A 23,942-nucleotide genomic window follows, 5' to 3' on the forward strand; every position below is an offset into this window, starting at 1 on the left:
AGTCGTTACCCATGACCGAAGTCGTGATCACCGCCGCCAAGCGCACCCCCGTCGGCAGCTTCCTCGGAGCCTTCGCCGCCACCCCCGCGCACGAACTGGGCCGCATCGCGATCGAGGCGGCGCTGGAACAGGCCGGCGTCAAGGGCGAGGAGGTGTCCGAAGTGATCCTGGGTCAGGTGCTCACCGCCGCGCAGGGCCAGAACCCGGCGCGTCAGGCGTCGATGGCGGCGGGTGTTCCCAAGGAAGTCCCGGCATGGGGCCTCAACCAGGTCTGCGGATCGGGTCTGCGCGCGGTCGCGCTCGCCGCACAGGCGGTACAGACCGGCGACGCCACCATCGTCGTCGCGGGCGGGCAGGAATCGATGTCGCTCGCAGCGCACGCCCAGACGCTGCGCGCAGGCGCGAAGATGGGCGATGTCGCGCTGGTCGATACGATGATCAAGGACGGCCTGACCGATGTGTTCAATGGCTACCACATGGGCATCACGGCGGAAAATCTGGCCCAACAATATCAGGTCAGCCGCGGCGAGCAGGACGAGTTCGCCGTCCGCTCGCAAAATCTTGCCGAAGCAGCGCGTGCAGAGGGCCGCTTCAAGGACGAGATCGCCCCGGTGACGATCAAGGGCCGCAAGGGCGACACCGTCGTCGATCAGGACGAATATATCCGTGCCGGTGCGACGCTGGACGGCATTTCGGGCCTGCGCCCGGCATTCAAGAAGGACGGCACGGTCACAGCGGGCAATGCATCGGGCCTCAACGATGGCGCTGCAGCTCTGGTGGTGATGAGCCGGGACGAGGCCGAGAAGCGCGGCGCGCCGATCCTTGCCACGATCAAGAGCTGGGCAACCGCCGGCGTCGACCCGTCGATCATGGGCATCGGCCCGGTCCCGGCGTCGAAAAAGGCGCTGGAAAAGGCCGGCTGGACCGTCGCCGACCTCGACCTGATCGAGGCGAATGAGGCGTTCGCCGCACAGGCTTTATGCGTCGGCAAGGAGCTCGGTTTCGATCCGGCCAAGGTCAACGTCAATGGCGGCGCGATCGCAATCGGGCATCCGATCGGCGCGAGCGGCGCGCGCGTGCTGACCACGCTGATCTACGAAATGGCGCGCCGCGACGCAAAAAAGGGACTCGCGACTCTGTGCATTGGCGGGGGCATGGGAATCGCGATGTGCATCGAACGGAAGAGCTGATTTCCCTTACGAACGAATCGAACAACCATGCGATAGTGCCGTGATATTTTATATCTCAGCATTCTTGCTGCACTGCAAAATTGTGGCAATGTTGCAACAGCAAGACGCTCAATTTGCTCCCGCGCGGTCGCTTTTGCTTGCTCTAAGGTGAACAACACGGTTTCCTCTGAAACGAACCGGCATTCAGCCGGTGAAGGGGAATCATATGAACATCAGTCGTCTTCTGACGGCGACCGCGCTTGCGAGTGCGAGCTTCGTCGTCCCGCAGGCCGCATTGGCGCAAGATGCGCCAGTCTGCCCCGTCGGCGAAGAGTGCCCAGAAGCTACTACCGGCGGCGACGTCGTCGTGGTGACCGGTTCGCGTATCGCGCGCCCGGGCGTCGACACCGTCGTTCCGGTGACCAGCGTCAACGTCGAAGACCTGCTCGACACCGGCAACCTGTCGCTGGGTGACGCGCTCAACCAGCTGCCGACGCTGCGTTCGACCTTCAGCCAGGCGAACTCGACGCGCTTCATCGGCACCGCCGGCCTCAACCTGCTCGACCTTCGCGGTCTCGGCACCGCGCGCACGCTGGTGGTGGTCAACGGCCGTCGTCACGTGACCTCGACCCCGGGCAGCTACGCGGTCGACGTCAACACGATCCCAACCGCGCTGCTCGAGCGCGTCGACGTCGTGACCGGCGGCAACTCGGCAATCTACGGCTCGGACGCCGTCGCCGGTGTGGTCAACTTTGTCCTCAAGCAGGATTTTGACGGCCTCGACATCAGCGGCCAGGGCGGCGTTTCGGACCGCGGCGATCGCGGTGCCCAGCGTCTGTCGGTCGTGTACGGCAAGAATTTCGCTGAAGGTCGCGGCAATATCGCGGTCGCGGCGGAATATGCACGTTCGGAAATGCTGCTCTTCACCGACCGCGACGAGATGACTGGTGCCTATAGCGGCCTCCCGGGCTATTTCGTGTCGGAGTTCAACGCCGACGAAACCGGCATGGGCGATGGCATTCCCGATCAGACCTTCTTCGGGATCAACGCTCCGGGCAACCGCTTCGGCATCATCTCGCTCGGCGGCATGGTCCAGACGACCTGCCCGGGTGTGAGCTCGGCCGATCCGGTCGTTGCGGCTCGCATCGCCGCGAACTGCACGGGTGAGCGCGGCGCCACCGTTTCTGGTCCCGGCACCGGCGGCCTGCTGTCGGACGGCTATGTGTTCCTGCCCAATGGCCAGCTCGTCCGCGACGATCCGACGCTCGATCTGCGTCGCATCGGCGGCGGTCGCTTCGGCGGCCTGAGCGCCACCGGCGTCGAAGGCGCGATGCTGCTGCCGGGCCTTGAGCGTTATGCAGCCAACATCCTCGCCCGCTACGAGTTCTCGCCGGCGCTGACCGCGTTCCTCGAGGCGAAGTACGTCAAGATCACCAACAACCAGACGTCGACACAGCCGACCTTCATCAACTCGACGCTGTCGCCGACCTTCTTCCTCGACAACCCCTATCTGACCGAACAGGCGCGTAACCAGATCCGCACGATCCAGGGTTATGCAGTCGGCACGGCCAACTACAACACCGGTGCGTTCACCTTCTTCCGCTTCAACAACGACATCGGCACCCGCGCCGAGGATCATGAGCGTGAGACGTTCCGCATCGTCGGTGGTTTCCGTGGCGACCTGTCGGACACCGGCAATCTGCGTTACGAAGTCGCCGGCAACTTCGGTCGTACCGACACCTATTATGAAACCGGCGGCAACGTGAACGTCGCCAACTTCAACCGTGCAGCCAACGCCGTTCGCAACAGCGCCGGCCAGATCGTCTGCCGCGTCAACGCCGACGCCATCACGACCAACGACGATCCGGCGTGCCGTCCGATCAACCTGTTCGGTGAAGGCGCGCCGCAGACCACGCCGGAAGGTCTGGCCTATGTCCTCCACACCTCGTGGCGCAAGCAATGGGCGGAACAGCTCAACTTCGTCGGCTATATCTCCGGCGACACGAGCGGCCTGTTCGAACTGCCGGGCGGCCCGATCGGTGCGGTCCTTGGTGCCGAATATCGTCGCGAAGACGCCTATTCGGACTATGACGATGTCACGCAGAACAGCCTGACCTTCCTGAACGGCTTCGCGACGTTCGATCCGCCCGCGATCACCGTCAAGGAAGCGTTCGCCGAGCTTCGTATTCCGATCCTCGCCGACATGCCGTTCTTCCATGAACTGACCATCGAAGGTTCGGGCCGCGTGTCGGACTACAGCAACTCGGCTGATCCGGTCTGGGCCTACAATGTCGGTGCCGTCTGGGCTCCGGTTCGCGACCTGCGCTTCCGCGTCGGCTATGCGAAGTCGGTTCGTGCGCCTGACCTTAGCGACGTTTACGCCACTGCCGGTACGACGTTCGCGAACAACCTGGTCGATCCCTGCTCGCAGGGCGCACCGATCAACGCGAACCCCAACCGCGCTCGCAACTGCGCCGCGGCCGGCATTCCGACCACGATCACCCTGCCGGACGGGTCGACCCGTCCGTGGACCAACGCACCGTCGTCGGGCATCCAGGGTACGACCTCGGGTAACATCAACCTCCAGCCCGAAATCGGCTACAGCTTCACCGTTGGTGCCGTGTTCCAGCCGACGTTCCTGCGTGGTTTCACGCTGACCGTCGACTATTACGACATCGAGGTGCAGCAGGCGATCAACAGCCTTGCTGGTCAGGCGATCATCAACCGCTGCTATGATGACCCCGTCGGTCTGGACAACCCGTTCTGCGCGGTTGTCAACCGTCGCACCTCGGCGGATCCGATCGTCAACGGGACGTTCACCGGCCAGTCCGGCCGCCGTTTCGACGGTTTCCCCGACTTCAACCTGACCGGCGCACCGTACAACCAGCCGATTACTGCCGGCTTTACTGCGGCGCCCTTCAACTTCGCGAAGCTCGCCACCTCGGGCATCGACATTGACGCAAGCTACACGACCCGCATTGGTGAGGGCTCGCTCCGCACCCGTGCAATCGTGAGCTGGCTGAAGGAGCGTGAGCAGTTCACCTACATCACTGACCCGGCCCGTTCGGACCGGATCAACGGTGTGCTGGGCGATCCGGAATGGCAGGGCCAGTTCAGCGCTAACCTGACCTTCCCCAAGTGGGACTTCGGCTATGACCTGCGCTATGTCGGCAAGCAGACCGTGTTCGGCTGGGAAACCCAGTTCTCGCATCAGGGCCGTGCACCGACCAATGGCGACGTGATTGCGGATCCGTGGTACCCGGCGATCTGGTATCATGACATCCAGGTCGGCCTGAAGGTGGGTGAGAAGTATCGCTTCTACATGGGCATCGACAACCTCACCGACGAACTGCCGCCGCTGGGTGCCACCGGCACCGGCGCTGGCAGCGGCATCTGGCCGGTCACTGGCCGTTACTTCTACGCCGGTTTCCGCATCCGGATGTAGTCCGGGACAGGACCGAAAAAATTGGGGGCCGCTCCTTCGGGAGCGGCCCCTTCTTTTGCGCGGAATCTGTCTCAGCTGCGCTGAAACGGTTGCGGCACCGGCCCGCTACACGACAAAAAAGGGCCGGCGAGAAACCCGCCGACCCGCTATCCTACCACTCCGAACAGGTTCAGCGCGCGTCCTTGACCCTGGTGTAGGGCACGAAATCGCCCAGCACGACAAACCCGCTCCACATGCGCGACGTGCGATCGACAAGGTCGATCTTGTCGATGTTGCACAGCTGGCTACCATAGATTTTGGTCACCAGGATCTCGTCGTCGCTCAACTGGTCGGCCCCGCCACGCGGGCGGTTGACGTAGAGCTTCGATCCGCTGCGATAGACGATCGCGGTCTTGTCGATCACCGTGCTCTGGTCGAGCCGCGAGCTCGGCAGGCAGCGTACCGGCTTCCCGGCAACACGCCCTTCGAGCATCTTGGCGAGTTGCGCTTCGCCCTTCGGATACGGTTTTTCATCGGCCGTTGCGACACCCGGCAGGACCAGGGCGGCAAGGGCGGCGGCGGCAAATGCACTACGCATGGCGGTCCACTCCTCTGTTACCCAACATGGTACCGGATCGCGCCTTTCGCAACGCTGAACCGAAGCTGGACCTATTCCCAGATCCGGTCGTACCGCGCGCCCAACCCGGTCAGCAGCTCATATTGCGACAGGCCCGACAGGGCGGACGTCGCGGGCAGATCATAGCCAAAGGCCAGCCAGTCACCCTCGCCCAAATCCGGCGCGGCGCTCACATCGACTGCGGTCAGGTCCATCGACACCCGCCCGATCACCCGCATTTCGATCCCGCCGGCGATCGCCACACCCTTATTGGAGAAGCAGCGCAGATAGCCGTCGGCATAGCCAAGATTGACGATCGCCACCTCGGTATCCACAGCTGCGATCCAACCGAGGTTATAGCCCACGCCCTCCCCCGCCGACACCAGCCGTCGCTGCAGAATCTGGGCCTCGGGCGTCACCACCTGCCGCATCCGCCCGGCCAACGCGGGAACCGGCACCGCACCGTACAGAGCGACCCCCGGTCGGGTGAGGTCAAATGCATAGTCGCGCCCCAGCGTGATCCCCGCCGAATTGGCCAGGCTCATCCGCCGCGCCCCCGTCTGGCCGCGCAGCGCGGCAAAGCTGTCGCGCTGGCTGACGTTGAGCGGCACATCCTCGTCCGCGCTGGCAAGGTGACTCATCAGCGTCTCGACTTGCAAACCGTCGAGCAGCCCCGCCGCAACATCCTCGGGCCGGATGCCGAGCCGGTTCATGCCGGTATCGACCATCACGTCGCATGCGCCCCCGCCCGCCTCACGCCAGCGGCGTACCTGCTGCACGCTGTTGAGCACAGGCCGCGCATGGCTCGCCGCCCGCGCGACCGCCATGTCGGCGTCGCGCACACCGTGCAGCACCGACACCGCCACGCCCGCCTCCGCCAGCGCCAGCGCCTCGCTCCATGTCGCGACAAAGAAATCGCGGCATCCCGCCTCTCCCAGATGCCGCACCACCTCCCGCGCACCCAGCCCATAGCCGTTCGCCTTCACCGCCGCGCCGCAAGCAGCGCCCCCGCTCATCGCGGCAAGCGTTTGCCAGTTGGCGACGAGCGCGGCGCGGTCGAGGCGCAGGCGAAGCGGGGAAGCGATCATGTCGCCCGGTTAGGCACAGCGCGTGCTCACCGCAATCACTGCTGAACCAGATCGCGTTCCTTGAGGAAGAAGACGGTCACCACCAGTGCCATCGCGACCACGATCCAGGTGTACCACAGGCCCGTGTATGGATCGCCGCTCTTGGCGACCATATACTGGCTGATCAGCGGCAGAAATCCGCCGAAGTAGCCGGTGCCGATATGATAGGGGATCGACATCGAACTGTAGCGGATGCGCGGCGGGAACAGCTCGGTCAGCAGCGCCGCGACCGGGCCGTAAGTCGCCCCGGACAGCGCCGCCAGCGCGACGATGGCGATCAGGATCAGGATCAGATCGACCGTCCCCGGGGTCACCCTGTCGAGCGAGTAGCCTGCATCAGCCAGCGCGGCGTCGATATCGGTCGCGGTGTTCGACACGACCGGGACGCTGCCGATCGCCACCGATGCCGACGGGGTCACTGCCTGCGTATAGGGAATCCCCTTCTTGGTCAGGTAATCCATCAGCTGCCCGCAGGTCGTCGATTGCTGGCCGGCAAAGGGATCATAGGAGCAGTCGGGCCCGGACACGACCACCGGCGATCGCTTCGCCGCCTCGGCCAGCCCCGGATTGGCGGCATGGCCCATCGCCCAGAACAGCGGGAACAGCAGCAACAGCGTAAAGCCATAGCCGATGATGATCGGCTTTTTCCGCCCGATCTTGTCGGAGAGCTTGCCGAACAGGATGAACCAGAACAGCCCCGCCGCCGCGCCCCCGGCGGCGAGCAGTTGCGCAACCACCGGCTCGACCCGCATCGGCCCTTGCAGGAAGGACAGGACCGAGAAGGTCGCGGTGTACCAGATCACGGTCAAACCTGCCGCGATCCCGAACAGCGCGACCATCAGCCGCCGCCAGTTGCCGGGATAGGTGAAGCTCTCTTTCAGCGGATTGCGCGCAATCTCGCCCGACGCCTTCATCGCCTTGAACACCGGGCTTTCGTTCAGCTTGACCCGCATCCACAGCGAGATCGCGAGCAGCGCGATCGAAAAGATGAAGGGCAGGCGCCAGCCCCAGTCATCGAAGGTTCCGGCCGGCATCGCGAACCGCGTCGCCAGCACGACCGCCAGGCTCAGGATGAATCCCGCCGACACGCTCGCCTGGATGAAGCTGGTGTGATAGCCGGCCTGCCCCGGCGGCGAATGCTCCGCGACATAGATCGCCGCCCCGCCATACTCGCCGCCCAGCGCGAGGCCCTGAAGGATGCGAAGGCCAATGACGATCATCGGCGCGGCGACCCCGATGCTGGCATAGGATGGCACCAGCCCCACGCCTGCGGTCGCCACACCCATCAGCGTGATGGTCACGAGGAAAGTGTATTTGCGTCCGAGCTTGTCACCCAGATATCCGAACAATACCGCACCGAGCGGGCGGAAGCCGAAGCCTACGGCGAACCCCGCCCAGGCATAAAGCGCCTCAAGCACCGGGTTGCCGGTCGCGAAGAAGGTGCGCCCGATGATCCCCGACGCGGCGAGCGTGCCGTAGATGAAGAAGTCATACCATTCGAACACGGTGCCCAGCGACGACGCGGTCACCACCTGCCGCATCTCCGCCTTGCTCGGTTCGCGCTGTGCCAACGCCTCGTCCGCGGTGGTCGCCATGTCCAGAATCCCCCAATCCCTTTGACGCAAGGGTTTAACGGGAATGAAGGGGGCGGCAAGCCTGTTCACCCTCACGCTTCCCACGCGCTGCGCGCGGCGGGCCTTCCCTCTCCCATCGGGAGAGGGAGGGAGGCGCGAAGCGCCGGAAGGGTGAGGGTGACCACGTACAATCGCATGTTTGGAAACCCGATGATTCCCTCCCTAAAGCCACCCCATGCTCCGTCTGTCCGGCCTGAACCTTCCGCTGAACCATGCGCCCGAGGCGGTTCCCGCCGCGATCTGCGACCGCCTCGGCATCGCGCGCGCGGAACTGCGCGGCTGGACACTGTTCAAACGCGGCAATGACGCGCGCCGCCGCAATGCTATCCAGCTGGTATACACCTTCGATCTGGACCTGACCGACGAAGCTGCGGTCCTCGCGCGCTTCCCGAATGACAAGGACGTTCGCCCCACCCCCGACATGGTCTACCGCCCGCCGGTCACCGCGCCCGCCGGCTGGTCGGGCAAACGCCCTGTCGTCATCGGCGCGGGTCCGTGCGGCATCTTCGCCGGCCTGATCCTCGCGCAGATGGGGTTCCGCCCGATCATCCTCGATCGCGGCAAGGTGGTGCGGCAACGGACCAAGGACACCTGGGGCCTGTGGCGGCGCAGCGAACTCAACCCAGACAGCAATGTCCAGTTCGGCGAAGGCGGCGCGGGCACCTTCTCCGACGGCAAGCTCTATTGCCGGGTCAAGGACCCCCGCTTTCTCGGCCGCAAGGTGCTGGAGGAATTCGTCAAGGCCGGAGCGCCCGACGACATATTGTGGGAAGCGCATCCGCATATCGGCACCTTCCGCCTCGTCACCATGGTCGAAAGCCTGCGCGCGACGATCGAGGAACTGGGCGGCGAATATCGCTGGAACACCCGCGTCGACGATATCGAACTCGATGCGAGCCGCAATCTGCGCGGGCTGCACCTCCACGACGGCGGCTTCATCGAAACCGACATGGTCGTGCTCGCGGTCGGCCATAGCGCGCGGCCGACCTTCGAGATGCTCCACCGGCGCGGCGTGCATGTCGAGGCCAAGCCGTTCGCGATCGGCGTGCGCATAGAACATCCCCAGGCATGGATCGACACCGCCCGCTTCGGCAATTGCGCCAAACACCCCGATCTCGGCCCCGCCGCCTATTCGGTGGTGCATCACGCCTCGAACGGGCGCAGCGTCTACAGCTTCTGCATGTGCCCCGGCGGCCGCGTCGTCGCCGCGACCAGCGAAGAGGGCCGGGTCGTCACCAACGGCATGAGCCAATATTCGCGCGCCGAGTTCAACGCCAATTCCGGCCTGGTCGTCGCGATCGATCCGGCGCGCGACTATCCCGACGGTCCGCTCGCGGGCATCGCGCTCCAACGCCAGTTCGAGGATCTGGCGTACATCGCCGGCGGTTCCAACTACAACGCCCCGGTCCAGCGCGTCGGCGACCTCCTCGCGGGCCGCGCCTCGACCGCGATCGGCGAGGTGGTGCCGAGCTACAAGCCCGGCGTCACCCCCACCGACCTGTCCGCCTGCCTGCCGACGTTCGTGATCGAGGCTTTTCGCGAGGCGCTGCCCGTGTTCGGCCGCCGCATCGCCAACTACGCCCATCCCGACGCGATCATGACCGGGGTCGAAACGCGCACCTCCAGCCCGGTCCGCATCACCCGGGGCACCGACCTGCAAAGCCTCAACACCCCCGGCCTGTTTCCGGCGGGCGAAGGCGCGGGCTATGCCGGCGGCATCCTCTCCGCCGCGATCGACGGGATCAAGGTGGCGGAGGCGGTGGCCGCGCGGCTGGTAGAACAGCCGGAACAGCTTTATTGCAATTCATTCGCAAATGCAAAGATTTCTTGACACCGGGCGATTCACTGGTTGCCCCTCCTCTATAAAGAGCCTAAGGCCCGCCGCGTCCCTGCGGCCAATTGTGTAGGACAGGCCGCCCAACGCATGTTCAGGGAGGCTCATTTGGCCCGCAAGAAGATCGCCCTTATCGGCGCCGGCAATATCGGCGGCACGCTTGCCCATCTCGCTGCACTCAAGGGACTGGGCGACATCGTCCTGTTCGACGTGGTCGAGGGCGTTCCGCAAGGCAAGGCGCTGGACCTGTCGCAGTGCGGCCCGGTCGAAGGCTTTGACGCGACGATCACCGGCAGCAACGATTATGCCGACATTGCGGGCGCGGACGTCATCATCGTCACCGCCGGCGTCGCGCGCAAGCCGGGCATGAGCCGCGACGACCTGCTCGGCATCAATTTGAAGGTCATGAAGGCCGTCGGCGAAGGAATCGCCGCCAACGCCCCCGATGCCTTCGTCATCTGCATCACCAACCCGCTCGACGCGATGGTGTGGGCGCTGCGCGAATTCTCCGGCCTGCCGCACAGCAAGGTCGTCGGCATGGCCGGCGTGCTCGACAGCGCGCGCTTCAGCCACTTCCTCGCCGATGAGTTCAAGGTGTCGGTCAAGGAAGTGAACAGCTTCGTGCTCGGCGGTCACGGCGACACGATGGTGCCGGTGGTCGAATATTCGACCGTCGCGGGCATCCCGATCCCCGACCTCATCAAGATGGGCCGCTCGACCAAGGAGCGCATCGACGCGATCGTTCAGCGCACCCGTTCGGGCGGCGGCGAGATCGTCGGCCTGCTCAAGACCGGCTCGGCCTTCTACGCCCCCGCCACCAGCGGCATCGCGATGGCCGAGGCGTATCTGTACGACCAGAAGCGCCTGCTGCCCTGCGCCGCGCACCTGACCGGCCAGTACGGCGTCGATGACCTCTATGTCGGCGTTCCGGTGATCATCGGCGCCGGCGGCGTCGAGCAGATCGTCGAGATCGAGCTGGACGATGAGGCCAAGGCCAACCTCCAGGTCTCGGTCGACGCGGTCAAGGAACTGCTGGTGGCCTGCAAGGGCATCGACAGCTCGCTCGGCTGATGTCGGCAGCCGCCCTCATCGCAGCATTCGGCATGGCGCAGGCGGCACCCGCCCCTGCGCCATCGCCGCTGTTTGCTGCGTTCAAGGCGGCGTGTTTCAACCTCAAGAGCGCGGACGGAGAGTCCGCGTTCGACAAGGTTGGCCCCGCGGCGAAGGCTGCGGGCTGGACCGAGGTCACGGAGGCCGATGCCGATCCGCGCATCGCCGGAATCATCGCCAAGGGCCGCACCGCGATGCAGCAGGAGGAACCGGAGGCCAAGGTCGCCGGGCAACTCTTCCGCCACAGCTTCGACGGGCGCACCGTCTGGCTCGTCACCAGCCGTTTCGTGTCGAAGGAAGGCTATTGGGGCGATGGCTGCCGCGCCTATGACCTCGACCTGCCCGCCGCCCCGCCGCGCGAAGTGATCGACGGCTGGGTCGGCAAGGCACCCACCGGGGTTCAGGCCAATGGCACCGCCACCAAGCGCCTCTGGGAGCCATGGCAGACTGGCGTCAGCCTCGAAATTACCTATGTCCCGCGCGATCACCCGCTGGGCACATCTTACGGCATCCAGGGCCTGGTCCTGGTTTCGCAATCTATCGGAGGGTTCTGAATGTCCATTCTCATCGACCGGAATACCAAGGTCATCACACAGGGTATGACCGGCGAGACCGGCACCTTCCACACCCAGCAGGCGCTGGCCTATGGCACGCAGATGGTCGGCGGCGTCACCCCCGGGCAAGGGCGGCACCGAGCATATCGGCCTGCCGGTGTTCGACACCGTCGCCGAAGCCAAGAGCAAGACCGGTGCCGACGCATCGGTCATCTACGTTCCGCCGCCCTTCGCCGCGGACTCGATCCTCGAGGCGATCGACGCCGAAATTCCGCTGATCGTCTGCATCACCGAGGGCATTCCGGTGCTCGACATGGTCAAGGTGAAGCGCGCGCTGAGCGGCAGCAAGTCGCGCCTGATCGGACCGAACTGCCCCGGCCTGTTGACCCCGAACCAGTGCAAGATCGGCATCATGCCGGGCAACATCTTCTCCGAAGGTTCGGTCGGCGTCGTGTCGCGTTCGGGCACGCTGACCTATGAAGCCGTGTTCCAGACCACCAATGCGGGCCTGGGCCAGACCACCGCGGTCGGCATCGGCGGCGATCCGGTCAACGGCACCAACTTCATCGACGTGCTCGAACTGTTCCTGGCCGACGAAGCGACCAAGTCGATCATCATGATCGGCGAAATCGGCGGCGACGCCGAGGAGCAGGCCGCGCAGTTCCTGATCGACGAGGCCAAGCGCGGCCGCAAGAAGCCGATGGCCGGCTTCATCGCGGGCCGCACCGCCCCTCCGGGCCGTCGCATGGGCCATGCCGGCGCGATCGTGTCGGGCGGCAAGGGCGATGCTGAGAGCAAGATCGCGGCGATGGAAGAAGCGGGCATCCGCGTCAGCCAGTCGCCCAGCCTGCTCGGCGAGACGCTGCTTGAGGCGCTGAAGGGCTGAAGCACATGCCGTCGCCCCAGCGAATGCTGGGGCCTCGTGCTGCAAGAGACCCCAGCTTTCGCTGGGGTGACGAAGGAACGTTAAAATGGGCGTTGATGGGCTGGATTTCGCGGATATCGCCGGTGGCGTGAGCCCCGCGTTCGTCGAGACGATGTATGCGAAGTTCAAGGCGGACCCCGCCTCGGTCGAGGCCGGCTGGCGCGAGTGGTTCGCGGGGCTGGAAAGCACCGCGACGGGTCCCAGCTGGGCCAATCCGCGCTGGCCGCTCAAGGACACCGATGCGCTGACCGCCGCGCTCGACCCGACCCAGATGGAGCCGGCGCCCAAGCCCGCACGCGGCGGCGCACCTGCCCCGGCGGCGGCCCCCGCCCCGGCCGCGTCGGCTGCGGACATCGCCCGCGCCGCAAACGATTCTATCCGCGCGATGCTGCTGATCCGTACCTATCGCGTGCGCGGGCACCTTGCCGCCAATCTCGACCCGCTCGGCCTGTCGAAGCAGGAGCTGCCCGCCGACCTGACGCCCGAATATCACGGCTTCACCGAGGCGGACATGGACCGCCCGATCTTTCTCGGCGGCAATCTCGGCCTCGAAAAAGGCAGCATCCGCGAGATCGTGGCGATCCTGCGCCGCAATTACTGCGGGAATGTCGGCCTTGAGTATATGCACATCGCCGATGTCGAGGAGCGCCGCTTCCTGCAGGAGCGGATCGAGGGCCAGGACAAGGCGATCGAATTCAGCCCCAACGGCAAGAAGGCGATCCTGTCCAAGGTGATCGAGGCCGAGCAGTGGGAGAAATTCCTCGGCAAGAAATATGTCGGGACCAAGCGCTTCGGCCTCGACGGCGGCGAATCGATGATCCCCGCGATGGAATCGATCATCAAATATGGCGGCGCGATGGGCGTGCGCGAGATCGTGTACGGCATGGCGCATCGCGGTCGCCTCAACATGCTCGCCAACGTGATGGCCAAGCCGTACCGCGTGATCTTCCACGAATTCGCCGGCGGCTCGGCCAACCCGGACGATATCGGCGGCTCGGGCGACGTGAAGTACCACCTCGGCACCAGCACCGACCGCGAGTTCGACGGGATCAGCGTCCATATGTCGCTCGTCGCCAACCCCTCGCATCTCGAGGCGGTCGACCCGGTCGTGCTCGGCAAGGTCCGCGCGCAGCAGACCAACCGCAACGATCTGGAAAACCATGAGCAGGTCCTCCCCGTGCTGTTGCACGGCGACGCCGCCTTCGCGGGTCAGGGGATCGTGTGGGAATGCCTCGGCTTCTCGGGCATCCGCGGCTATAACACCGGCGGCTGCATCCACTTCATCATCAACAACCAGATCGGCTTCACCACCAGCCCGCAATTCGCGCGCTCCTCGCCCTATCCATCGGACGTGGCGAAGGGCGTTCAGGCACCGATCTTCCACGTCAATGGCGACGATCCCGAGGCGGTGACCTTCGCGTGCAAGATGGCGATCGAGTATCGCCAGAAGTTCAAGCGCGACGTCGTCATCGACATGTGGTGCTATCGCCGCTTCGGCCATAACGAGGGCGACGAGCCGAGCTTCACGCAGCCGCTGATGTACGCCAAGATCAAGAGCCATCCTGGCGTCGCCGACCTCTATGCCAAGCGGCTTGAGGCGGAGGGCGTGATCGATGGCGGCTTCGCGACCCAGCACATCGCCGACTTCACCGCGCACCTTGAGGAAGAGTTCAGCGCGGGGGCGACCTACAAGGCGAACAAGGCCGACTGGTTCGGCGGTCGCTGGTCGGGGCTGTCCGCCCCGGTGGACGCAGAAAACGCCCGCCGCAATGTCGAGACCGGCATCGACAAGAAGCTGTTCGACAGCCTCGGCCGCACGCTGACCACCGTTCCTGAAGGGCTGACTCCGCACAAGACGCTGCTGCGCGTGCTGGATGCCAAGGCGAACATGTTCAAGACCGGCGAGAATTTCGACTGGGCGACCGGCGAGGCTTTGGCCTTCGGATCGCTGCTGTCGGAAGGCTATGGCGTGCGCCTGTCGGGCCAGGATTCGGGTCGCGGCACGTTCAGCCAGCGTCACGCCGTCTGGGTCGACCAGAAGGACGAGCGCAAATACGTGCCGCTCAACGAAATCCCGCACGGTCGGTTCGAGGTGCTCGACAGCCCCTTGAGCGAATATGGCGTGCTCGGCTTCGAATATGGCTACGCGCTCGCCGACCCCAAGAGCCTGGTGCTGTGGGAGGCGCAGTTCGGCGACTTCGTCAACGGCGCGCAGATCATGATCGACCAGTTCATCTCGTCGGGTGAGTCCAAATGGCTGCGCGCCAACGGCCTCGTGATGCTGTTACCGCATGGCTATGAAGGCCAGGGTCCGGAACACAGTTCCGCGCGTCCCGAGCGTTTCCTGCAATCGTGCGCGCAGGACAACATGCAGGTCGCCAACGTCACCACTCCGGCTAACTATTTCCACCTGCTGCGCCGCCAGATGCACCGCAATTTCCGCAAGCCGCTGGTGGTGATGACGCCCAAGTCGCTGCTCCGCCACAAGCTCGCGGTATCGACCGCCGACCAGTTCCAGGGCGACACGCATTTCATGCGGATCCTGTCGGACCCCTCGGCTCCGGCGGACAAGGATGTGAAGCGCCTCGTGCTGTGCACCGGCAAGGTCGCCTATGATCTGATCGAGGCGCGCGACGCGGCGGGCGACAAGAACACCGCGATCATTCGATCGAACAGCTCTACCCCTTCCCCGGCGAGCCTCTGGTCAAGCGCCTGTCGCGCATGACCAATGTCGAGGAAGTGGTCTGGGCGCAGGAAGAGCCGCGCAACAACGGCTACTGGTTCTTCGTCGAACCCTATATCGAGGCGTGCATGGTCGAAGCGGGCATCAAGCCGCAGCGTCCGCGCTATGCCGGCCGCGCTCCGGCGGCATCGCCCGCCACCGGCCTGATGAAGCGCCACCAGGCCGAACAGGGCGCGCTCGTCGCCGACGCGCTCGGCCATAATGTGCGCGAGGAGATCCGCCGCGCACGCCACAGCGAAGACCCCAAGACTGCCGGCAAGGCCGGCGCCTAAGAATTCCCCCAGGAAGGACACAGCGAGATGGCCACCGAAATCCTCGTCCCCGTGCTGGGCGAATCGATCACCGAAGCGACCGTGGGCGAGTGGCTCAAGCAGCCCGGCGACGCGGTCGCGGCGGACGAACCCATTGCGAGCCTTGAGACCGACAAGGTCTCGGTCGAAGTCCCCGCCCCCGTCGCGGGCGTGATGGGCGCGCACGCCGCCAAGGTCGGCGACACCGTCAATGTCGGCGCGCTGCTCGGCACGATCGAGGCTGGCGCTGGCACCGCTGCGGCGCCCGCCGCCGCCGCGACCCCGGCACCGGCTCCTGCCCCGGCCCCTGCAGCCGAGCCTGCTGGCGATGTCGCCGCCGCCCTCTCCCCCGCCGTGCGTCGCGCGGTGCTGGAGCATGGCGTCGATCCCGCGACGATCACCGGCACCGGCAAGGACGGCCGCATCACCAAGGAAGACGTGGTCGCCGCCGCCTCGGCCAAGCCCGCCGCTGCTCCGGCCGCGACCCCGGCTCCCGCGCCCGCAGCAGCTCCGGCATCGACCGGCGACCGCAAGGAAGAGCGCGTGCGGATGACCCGCCTGCGCCAGACCGTCGCCCGCCGCCTCAAGGACGCGCAGAACACCGCGGCGCTGCTCACCACCTTCAACGACGTCGACATGACCGCCGTCATCGAAGCGCGCGCCAAGTACAAGGATCTGTTCGAGAAGAAGCACGGCGTCCGCCTCGGCTTCATGGGATTCTTCGTGAAGGCCGCGTGCATGGCGCTCAAGGACATCCCCGCCGTCAACGCCCAGATCGACGGCGATGAGATCGTCTATCACGACTATGCCGACATCTCGGTCGCGGTCAGCGCGCCGCAGGGCCTGGTCGTCCCCGTCATCCGCGACGCCGACCAGATGAGCGTCGCGCAGGTCGAAAAGACCATCGGCGACTTCGGCAAGCGCGCCAAGGACGGCACGCTCAAGATGGAAGAGATGAAGGGCGGCACCTTCACCATCTCCAACGGCGGCGTGTTCGGATCGCTGATGTCGACCCCGATCATCAACCCGCCGCAGAGCGCCGTGCTCGGCCTCCACCGCATCGAGGACCGCCCCGTGGTCCGCGACGGCCAGATCGTCATTCGCCCGATGATGTATCTTGCGCTCAGCTACGACCACCGCCTGATCGACGGGCGTGAGGCCGTGACCTTCCTCGTCGCGCTCAAGAACGCGATCGAGGACCCGACCCGCCTGCTGATCGACCTCTGAGGTCCGCGTGACCGAGCCGACCGAACCGATCTTCTCCTATGGAACGCTGCAGGATGCGGCGGTCCAGCAGGAGCAGTTCGGGCGGCTCCTCACCGGATCGGCGGACAGCGTGACGGGGTGGCGCGTCGGCCTCATCCGGATCAGCGATCCTGAGGTGGTGCGGCAGAGCGGCCTCACCCACCACAAGGCGCTGGTCGCGGACGAGAGCGCGCCGGCGATCGATGGAATGCTATATTGGCTGACGGCGGATGAACTGGCCGCGGCAGACGACTATGAATCCGGCGAATATGAGCGCCGCCGGGTGACGCTGGGATCGGGCCAATCGGCCTGGCTCTATGTTGCGGCACCCGGGCTGGACCTGGAGCATGACAATGGCTGAATACGACTTCGACGTCCTCGTGATCGGTGCCGGACCCGGCGGCTATGTCGCCGCAATCCGCGCGGCGCAGCTGGGGCTCAAGACCGCGTGCGCCGAGGGGCGCGAGACGCTGGGCGGCACCTGCCTCAATGTCGGCTGCATCCCGTCCAAGGCGCTGTTGCATGCGTCGGAACTGTTCGAGGAAGCCGCGGGCGGCCATCTCGCCAAGCTCGGCGTCAAGCTCGGCTCGGTCGAGCTCGACCTCGACGCGATGCACGGCCAGCGCAAGGACGCGGTCAAGGGCCTGACCGGCGGCATCGAATTCCTGTTCAAGAAGAACAAGGTCGAATGGCTCAAGGGCTATGCCGCCTTCACCGGCAAGGACAGCGTCAAGGTCGGCGACCGTGAGGTCCGCGCCAAGAACATCGTCATCGCCACCGGCTCCAGCGTCACCCCGCTTCCCGGCGTCGAGATTGACCAGCAGGTCGTCGTCGACTCGACCGGCGCGCTCGAACTCGCCAAGGTCCCCGAGCATCTCGTCGTCATCGGGGGCGGCGTGATCGGCCTTGAGTTGGGCAGCGTGTGGCGCCGCGTCGGTGCGAAGGTGACCGTGGTCGAGTATCTCGACCAGATCCTTCCCGGCTTCGACGGCGATGTGCGCAAGGAAGCGCAGAAGCTGTTCAAAAAGCAGGGCATCGAGTTCAAGACCGGGACCAAGGTCACCGGCGTCGCGGTCAGCGGCGGCAAGGCGACGATCACCGTCGAACCCGCCAAGGGTGGCGCAGCCGAGACGATCGAGGCCGACAATGTCCTCGTCGCGATCGGCCGTCGTCCCAACACCGACGGCCTCAACCTCGAAGCCGCTGGCCTCACCGTCAACGCACGCGGCCAAATCGAGGTCGGGCATGAATTCGAGACCGCCGTTGACGGCATCTGGGCGATCGGCGACGTCGTCCCCGGCCCGATGCTGGCGCACAAGGCCGAGGATGAGGGCATCGCGGTCGCCGAGAATATCGCGGGCCTCACCGGCATCGTAAACCACGACCTGATCCCCAGCGTCGTCTACACCATGCCCGAAATCGCCGGCGTCGGCCTCACCGAGGAAGCCGCGAAGGAAAAGGGCGAGGTCAAGGTCGGCAAGTTCCCGATGGCCGGCAACAGCCGCGCCAAGACCAACCACAATACCGACGGCTTCGTGAAGGTGATCGCCGACGCCAAGACCGATCGCGTGCTCGGCGTGTGGATCATCACCAGCGTCGCGGGCACGATGATCGCCCAGGCGACCCAGGCGATGGAATTCGGCGCGACCAGCGAAGACATCGCTTACACCTGCCACGCCCATCCGACGCACAGCGAAGCGATCAAGGAAGCGGCGATGGCGGTGACGGGCAAACCGATCCACGTCTGATACGCGGACGCTATCCAACCGGTGCGAATGCCACCTATACTCTCTCCTTAAGTCCAAATTTAGAACGCATCTTCTATATAGGGGGTGAAGGAGAGGCGGGTGGGGCGCTGGCTGGGCAATATGTCGATCACGACGCGGACGGCGATCATGCTGTCCGCGCTCGTCGGGGCGATCTTCGTCATCGCCGGGCTGTTCTCATTCTTCGACGCCGACCGCCGAGCGCTCGCCACTGGCCTCTCGACACTCGACCATTATGCGCAACAGGTCGCGCGCCAGCAGGAGGAGCGGTTCGGGCGCATCCGCGAAACCCATGCGCGCGCGACCGAACTGCTCCGCGCCGAACTCGCGACCAATTCGCGACTTGAAAACCCCGCTGCGTTCGACGCGATGTTCGCGGTCGATCCGCGCGGTGGACGCCGCAGTGCTCCGGCGCTCTACGACGGCGGCACGACGCCGCTGGGTTACATGCGCGGCGTCGGTGCATTTATCCCGCAGGAGCCGGACGCAGAGAAGCGCAAGCTGCTGATGGCGGCGGCGGGCGTGGTCCATGGGCTTGGCGAGGGCGTTCGCCCGGCGATGGAAAGCCTCTATCTCTTCACTCCCCAGAACGAACTCGTCATGTTTGCGGCGGACCGCAAGGATCGGCTCGCCTTCTATCGCAAAACCGCGCCCAGCACGCTGGACTTCCAGAAAGAGGAGTTCGCGACCATCTCGGCGCCCGCGAACAACCCGGGCCGCGCCATGCGCTGCACCTCGCTGCGCCACATCATCTACGACCGCAGTGGCGGCACCTGGACCACCGGCTGCATGACCCCGGTCGACATCGGCGGGCGACATATCGGAACCTGGGGCACCAGCGTGCTGCTTGACCAGCTGTTGCTGCAAAGCGACTTCGCCGACGTTCCCGGTGCCGATGTCATCCTGATCTCACGCGAAGGGCGGCTGATCCACCACCCGGCCTATACGCAACAGCGCCGCATGGCTCCCGAATCGATGTTCGATCTGACCACGACCGCAGACCCGAACCTTCAGGCGCTGTGGCGCTTCGTGCAGGCCGAGGGTGACCGCCCCTTTCTGGGCAAGGCAGATACGATCCACGCCTTTGTCGCGATGCGCCGGATCGATGCGAATGGATGGTACGTCCTTGTCGCCCAGGACCCTGCGGTAATGCACGCCGCGTCGACCCGCACCGTGGTGCGTGTCGCGGTCACCGCAGCGATCTGTCTGATCCTTCAGGCGCTTGCGATCTTCCTGCTGATGGGCCGACAGGTCGGACAGCCGCTGCGCCGCCTGATCGACCGCACCCGTGCGCTCACCCGCCGCGCGCCACCCGCGCGCTATGTCGGCGACGACCGCGCGACCAGCCGCGACGAGGTGGTCCAGCTGACCCATGATTTCGACGCGATGGCCGAACGGTTGCTCAGCGCCCAGACCGAACTCGAACGCAAGGTCGCCGAACGCACCGCCGCGCTCAACCGGGCAAACCAGGAGTTGAAGCTCGCGGTGACGCTCGACCCGCTGACCGGCATTCCCAATCGCCGCCATCTGGTCAAAGAAGTCGATGCCAGGCTGCGCGACTGCAGACCGGAGTACCAGTATCTGCTGGTGCTCGACATCGACCATTTCAAGCGGATCAACGATGTACACGGCCACCCGGTCGGCGACCGCGCGCTGATTCAGGCCGCGAACGGAATCGCTTCGCTGCTGCGCGAGCATGATTTGTGCGGGCGGATCGGCGGCGAAGAGTTCGTCGCGCTCGTCGAAGCCGAGACCCGGGCGGAGGCGATGAACATCGCCGAGCGGGTCCGTTGCGGCATTGCCAGTCTCGAAACCCCCGGTCGCTACGGCGAGCCGGTGCGGATGACGATCAGCATCGGCGTGGCCGGAGCGCGCGACGGCGACGGGTTCGATGCGCTGTTCGCCCGCGCCGACGCCGCGCTCTATGAAGCCAAGCGTCGCGGCCGCGACCGGATCGTGTGGTACCGGGTCGGAACCCCGCCGCGCGAACGCGCAAAACGCGACGCCGCCTGACCCGAATCCCCGCGGCTTGCACAGCCTGCGATAGTGTTATACCAGTATAACACACTGAGGGGTTTCCACATGAATCGCTACGCACTCGGCCTTGCCGCCATCGTCCTTGCAACCACGCCCGCACGCGCGCTCGCGCAGGACCCTGCCCGGATGGATGCAGTGGTCCGTGACGATGCCGAAAAGGGTGAGTTCATGGGCGCGGTGCTGGTCGCACGCGATGGCGAGGTGCTGTTCGACAAGGGCTATGGTTCGGCCAACCTTGAATGGAAGATCCCCAATGACGGCGACACCAAGTTCCGCCTGGGCTCTGTCACCAAGCAGTTCACCGGGGTCGCGATACTGCTGCTTCAGGAACGCGGCAAGCTGACGCTCGACGCGCCGGTCAAGACCTACCTCCCCGACGCCCCTGCCGCCTGGGACAAGGTGACGGTCCGCCATTTGCTCAATCACACATCGGGCATCCCCAATTTCACCAGCTTCCCTGACTATGGCGGGACCAAGACGCTGCCCGCGACACATGCCAGCCTGGTCGCCCGCTTCCGCGACAAGCCGCTGGAGTTCCAGCCGGGCGAAAAGTGGAGCTACTCCAACTCCGGCTATGTCCTGCTGAGCGCGATCATCGAGAAACTGAGCGGCCAAAGCTATGCCGAGTTCGTCGCGGCGAACCTGTTCAAACCGCTCGGCATGGCAGACACCGGCTATGACAGCCACGCTGCGATCCTCCCGCGCCGCGCATCGGGCTATACCCCGTCAAAGGACGGGCCGATCAACGCCGATTACATCAGCATGACCATCCCGCAGGGCGCGGGCGCGCTCTATTCCACCACCCGCGACCTGCTGAAATGGCAGCGCGGCGTTTATGGTGGCAAGCTGCTCAGCCCAGCGTCGCTCGCCGCGTTCCGCACGCCGCAAAAGGACGGCTACGCACTCGGCATCGTCGTTCACAAGGCGGACGGCGTCACGACGCTGCAGCATGGTGGCGGGATCGAAGGCTTCAACACATTTCTCGCCTACGATCCCGATCGCAAGCTGACCGTCGTCGTGCTGGGCAATCTCAACGGACCGTCGCCGGACAAGCTAGCCAAGTCGCTGATGACCCTCGCCCGCGGCGGCGCGGTGGTGCTGCCGGGCGAGCGCAAAGCCACGACCGTCGCCCCCGACCAGCTTGCACAATATGAGGGCGTGTACGAGCTGGCCCCGACCTTTGCGATCACCATGCGGGTCAAGGACGGCAAGCTGATGACCCAAGCGACCGGGCAGCAGGAATTCGAGCTGTTCCCCGAGAGCAAGGACCGCTTTTTCCTCAAGGTCGTCGATGCGCAGGTCGAGTTCACGCGCGACACCAGCGGCAAGGTCACCGGGATGATCCTCCATCAGGGCGGGCGTTCGACGCCCGCTCCGCGGAAGTGATTTCCCTCTCCCATTGGGAGCGGGAGGGAGGCGCGAAGCCGGAAGGGTGAGGGCGACGCGACCACACATATGCCACTAGTTGACTAGGAAACATTCTTCGGATAGTTTCCTAGTCAACATGATCAGCGCCCCTCTTGATTCCCACACCGGCTACTGGCTCCGTGCCGTGTCCAACCACGTCTCCGCCGCTTTCGCGCGCAAGGTCGAGGCACGGGGCGTCACCGTCGCTGAATGGGTCGTCCTCCGCGCGCTGGCCGACGACCCCGCCACGCGCCCCGCGCGCCTCGCAGAGCGGCTGGCGCTGACCCCCGGCGCGGTCAGCAAGCTTGGCGACCGGCTTGAGGCGAAAAAGCTTGTCGTTCGCACCCCCCTTCCCGACGACCGCCGCGCCCATCACCTCGCGCTGACCGACGCGGGAGCCGCGCTCGTTCCCGAACTCGCCAGCCTCGCCGACGCCAACGAATCCGAATGGTTCGGCGAACTCACCCCCGACGATCGCGCCGCACTCGACCGCATCCTGCGCCAGCTCGCCGAACAGCACGGCCTGCGCGCCGCCCCGCTCGACTGAAGGACCCACGATGACCGAAGATCAGCAAAGCATCGCCCGCGACTGTCTTTCCGGTGCGGAGGCCAATCGTCTCAGCTTCCCCGAGATCGTCGGCGCGCTGATCGACGCCGGATTCGACTCGTATCTCGTCGATTATCGCCGCAACACTGCAACCTATTACCGCCCCGACGGAACGGCGTTCGACCTGCCGACGCATATCGGCACCAGGCCTGTCGCGGCCGCTTTCGATGCTTCAGCCGTCCGCGCCGCCATAGCCGAGGCACAGGCGAACGCCCCCGGCTACACCTATCTCGGCTTTGGTGAGAAGGTCCGCGCGGCCGGGTGCGCCGGCTATCTCGTCAGCTTCCCCGGTCGCCGCGTCCTATACTTCGGCCGCGACGGGGACACACATGTCGAACATTTCCCCAGTTGAGCGCGGTCAAAGCCGCTCCCCCGGTTTCGCCGCGAACCGGTCGATCGCCGCCAGTTCCTCGGCGCTGAAGTCCAGCGTCTTCACCGCATCCAGCGAATTGTCGAGCTGCTCCACAGTCCGCGCTCCGATCAGCGCGGAGGTGACGCGAGAATCTCGCAGCACCCAGGCGATCGCCATTTGCGCCAGGCTCTGCCCGCGCGCTGTGGCGATGTCGTTGAGCCCGCGCAACCGCGCCACCAGCGCATCGGTCAGCCGCTCACGCCGCAGCGAAAAATCCTTCGCTGCGCGCGCGTCCTCGGGCACGCCGTTGAGGTAGCGTCCGCCGAGAAGGCCCTGCGCCAGCGGCGAAAAGGCGATGCACCCCGCCCCTGCCTCTTCCAGCGCATCGAGCAACCCATCTTCGATCCAGCGGCTCAGCATCGAATAATCGGGCTGGTGGATCAGCAGCGGCACGCCCTCGGCACGCAGGATCTCCGCCGCGCGCCGCGTCGCCTCGGGCGTGTAGCTGGAGATTCCGACATAGAGCGCCTTGCCCTGGCGGTGGATCTGCACCAGCGCGCCGATCGTCTCCGCGATCGGCGTGTCGGGGTCCATGCGGTGCGAGTAGAAGATGTCGACATAGTCGAGCCCCATGCGGCGCAGCGACTGGTCGAGGCTGGCGATCAGATACTTGCGGCTGCCGCCATCGCCATAGGGACCGGGCCACATGTCCCACCCCGCCTTGGTCGAGACGATCAGCTCGTCGCGATGGGGCTTGAGGTCGCTCGCCAGCACCCGCCCGAACGTCTCCTCCGCCGATCCGTAGGGCGGGCCGTAATTGTTCGCGAGGTCGAAATGCGTGACCCCGCGGTCGAACGCGCGCCGCAGCATCGCGCGCCCGGTCTCGTACACATCGACCCCACCGAAATTCTGCCACAGCCCCAGCGACACCGCAGGCAGCACGATCCCCGCTGCGCCCGCACCGGCGATAGGGCATGGCGCCGGCATAGCGCTCGGCGGCGGGGACATAGCTCATCTGGGCGCTCCTCAGGTTCGGCGCGGTGATGGCCGCACCCGCCGCGAACGGCAAGGGCGTACGTTTTCTGACAGCCTATCGCCCGCT

Annotated in this window: 15 protein-coding genes and 3 pseudogenes; 14 read left to right on the forward strand and 4 right to left on the reverse strand. The window is 65.6% G+C overall.

The genetic code is table 11. The features are described from left to right. Window positions 1–11: 11 nt before the first annotated feature. Together LRS12_RS02665 and LRS12_RS02670 are read left to right on the forward strand one after the other, a co-directional pair. Window positions 12–1,190, forward strand: coding sequence for an acetyl-CoA C-acetyltransferase (locus LRS12_RS02665; protein ID WP_257843190.1), 1,179 nt, complete (start codon window positions 12–14; stop codon window positions 1,188–1,190). Between the two features lie 205 nt (window positions 1,191–1,395). After that, entirely contained in the window at window positions 1,396–4,614 is a 3,219-nt protein-coding gene (locus tag LRS12_RS02670; protein WP_257843191.1) for a TonB-dependent receptor domain-containing protein, read from the forward strand. Window positions 4,615–4,783: 169 nt separating this feature from the next. Here LRS12_RS02670 and LRS12_RS02675 read toward each other — a convergent pair whose 3' ends face one another. From LRS12_RS02675 to LRS12_RS02685, 3 genes are all read right to left on the reverse strand, one after another. After that, window positions 4,784–5,191, reverse strand: a complete 408-nt coding sequence (locus LRS12_RS02675; RefSeq protein ID WP_257843192.1) for a hypothetical protein — start codon at window positions 5,189–5,191, stop codon at window positions 4,784–4,786. Between the two features lie 71 nt (window positions 5,192–5,262). Continuing rightward, window positions 5,263–6,297, reverse strand: a complete 1,035-nt coding sequence (gene alr / locus LRS12_RS02680) for an alanine racemase (protein WP_257843193.1) — start codon at window positions 6,295–6,297, stop codon at window positions 5,263–5,265. A 35-nt stretch (window positions 6,298–6,332) separates the two neighbouring features. After that, on the reverse strand, window positions 6,333–7,931 hold the full coding sequence (locus LRS12_RS02685) for an MFS transporter (RefSeq protein WP_257843194.1): 1,599 nt from the start codon (window positions 7,929–7,931) through the stop codon (window positions 6,333–6,335). Window positions 7,932–8,145: 214 nt separating this feature from the next. On the opposite strand from LRS12_RS02685, the gene LRS12_RS02690 reads away from it, so the two are divergent. The 12 genes and pseudogenes from LRS12_RS02690 to LRS12_RS02745 all read left to right on the forward strand — a co-directional run bounded on the left by LRS12_RS02690 (window position 8,146) and on the right by LRS12_RS02745 (window position 22,840). Then, window positions 8,146–9,801 carry an NAD(P)/FAD-dependent oxidoreductase gene (locus LRS12_RS02690; protein ID WP_257843195.1) on the forward strand — a complete coding sequence of 552 codons (1,656 nt, stop codon included), beginning with the start codon at window positions 8,146–8,148 and terminating at the stop codon, window positions 9,799–9,801. A 111-nt stretch (window positions 9,802–9,912) separates the two neighbouring features. After that, window positions 9,913–10,875, forward strand: coding sequence for a malate dehydrogenase (gene mdh, locus LRS12_RS02695; protein ID WP_257843197.1), 963 nt, complete (start codon window positions 9,913–9,915; stop codon window positions 10,873–10,875). After that, window positions 10,875–11,468 (forward strand): hypothetical protein, encoded by a 594-nt coding sequence (locus LRS12_RS02700; protein ID WP_257843198.1) that lies wholly within the window; start codon window positions 10,875–10,877, stop codon window positions 11,466–11,468. The genes mdh and LRS12_RS02700 overlap by 1 nt, the downstream gene beginning before the upstream one ends. Next, window positions 11,469–12,354: pseudogene (gene sucD, locus LRS12_RS02705) on the forward strand (succinate--CoA ligase subunit alpha). Between the two features lie 85 nt (window positions 12,355–12,439). Further along, window positions 12,440–15,408, forward strand: a pseudogene (locus LRS12_RS02710) (2-oxoglutarate dehydrogenase E1 component). A 27-nt stretch (window positions 15,409–15,435) separates the two neighbouring features. Further along, window positions 15,436–16,653, forward strand: a complete 1,218-nt coding sequence (gene odhB, locus LRS12_RS02715; RefSeq protein ID WP_257843199.1) for a 2-oxoglutarate dehydrogenase complex dihydrolipoyllysine-residue succinyltransferase — start codon at window positions 15,436–15,438, stop codon at window positions 16,651–16,653. Between the two features lie 7 nt (window positions 16,654–16,660). Next, on the forward strand, window positions 16,661–17,032 hold the full coding sequence (locus LRS12_RS02720) for a gamma-glutamylcyclotransferase family protein (protein WP_257843200.1): 372 nt from the start codon (window positions 16,661–16,663) through the stop codon (window positions 17,030–17,032). Continuing rightward, window positions 17,025–18,419 (forward strand): dihydrolipoyl dehydrogenase, encoded by a 1,395-nt coding sequence (gene lpdA, locus LRS12_RS02725; protein WP_257843201.1) that lies wholly within the window; start codon window positions 17,025–17,027, stop codon window positions 18,417–18,419. Before LRS12_RS02720 ends, lpdA begins: the two co-directional genes overlap by 8 nt. A gap of 99 nt (window positions 18,420–18,518) precedes the next feature. After that, on the forward strand, window positions 18,519–20,450 hold the full coding sequence (locus tag LRS12_RS02730; RefSeq protein ID WP_257843202.1) for a GGDEF domain-containing protein: 1,932 nt from the start codon (window positions 18,519–18,521) through the stop codon (window positions 20,448–20,450). Between the two features lie 69 nt (window positions 20,451–20,519). Next, on the forward strand, window positions 20,520–21,860 hold the full coding sequence (locus LRS12_RS02735) for a serine hydrolase (RefSeq protein ID WP_257843203.1): 1,341 nt from the start codon (window positions 20,520–20,522) through the stop codon (window positions 21,858–21,860). Window positions 21,861–22,026: 166 nt separating this feature from the next. Beyond that, window positions 22,027–22,428: a MarR family winged helix-turn-helix transcriptional regulator gene (locus LRS12_RS02740; RefSeq protein ID WP_257843204.1), complete on the forward strand. Its 402-nt coding sequence runs from the start codon at window positions 22,027–22,029 to the stop codon at window positions 22,426–22,428. A 10-nt stretch (window positions 22,429–22,438) separates the two neighbouring features. Beyond that, window positions 22,439–22,840 carry a hypothetical protein gene (locus LRS12_RS02745; protein ID WP_257843205.1) on the forward strand — a complete coding sequence of 134 codons (402 nt, stop codon included), beginning with the start codon at window positions 22,439–22,441 and terminating at the stop codon, window positions 22,838–22,840. A 6-nt stretch (window positions 22,841–22,846) separates the two neighbouring features. Here LRS12_RS02745 and mgrA read toward each other — a convergent pair. Further along, window positions 22,847–23,855 (reverse strand): annotated as a pseudogene (mgrA, locus tag LRS12_RS02750) (L-glyceraldehyde 3-phosphate reductase). Window positions 23,856–23,942: the final 87 nt, after the last annotated feature.

This window comes from Sphingomonas sp. J344, assembly GCF_024700005.1.
GTDB lineage: Bacteria > Pseudomonadota > Alphaproteobacteria > Sphingomonadales > Sphingomonadaceae > Sphingomonas.

Excerpts from the sequence above, each read along its gene's own strand:
- LRS12_RS02665 (WP_257843190.1), top strand. The coding sequence starts at position 12 with ATGACCGAAGTCGTGATCACCGCCGCCAAGCGCACCCCCGTCGGCAGC.
- LRS12_RS02670 (WP_257843191.1), top strand. The coding sequence starts at position 1,396 with ATGAACATCAGTCGTCTTCTGACGGCGACCGCGCTTGCGAGTGCGAGC.
- LRS12_RS02675 (WP_257843192.1), bottom strand. The coding sequence starts at position 5,191 with ATGCGTAGTGCATTTGCCGCCGCCGCCCTTGCCGCCCTGGTCCTGCCG.
- alr (WP_257843193.1), bottom strand. The coding sequence starts at position 6,297 with ATGATCGCTTCCCCGCTTCGCCTGCGCCTCGACCGCGCCGCGCTCGTC.
- LRS12_RS02685 (WP_257843194.1), bottom strand. The coding sequence starts at position 7,931 with ATGGCGACCACCGCGGACGAGGCGTTGGCACAGCGCGAACCGAGCAAG.
- LRS12_RS02690 (WP_257843195.1), top strand. The coding sequence starts at position 8,146 with ATGCTCCGTCTGTCCGGCCTGAACCTTCCGCTGAACCATGCGCCCGAG.
- LRS12_RS02700 (WP_257843198.1), top strand. The coding sequence starts at position 10,875 with ATGTCGGCAGCCGCCCTCATCGCAGCATTCGGCATGGCGCAGGCGGCA.
- odhB (WP_257843199.1), top strand. The coding sequence starts at position 15,436 with ATGGCCACCGAAATCCTCGTCCCCGTGCTGGGCGAATCGATCACCGAA.
- lpdA (WP_257843201.1), top strand. The coding sequence starts at position 17,025 with ATGGCTGAATACGACTTCGACGTCCTCGTGATCGGTGCCGGACCCGGC.
- LRS12_RS02735 (WP_257843203.1), top strand. The coding sequence starts at position 20,520 with ATGAATCGCTACGCACTCGGCCTTGCCGCCATCGTCCTTGCAACCACG.
- LRS12_RS02745 (WP_257843205.1), top strand. The coding sequence starts at position 22,439 with ATGACCGAAGATCAGCAAAGCATCGCCCGCGACTGTCTTTCCGGTGCG.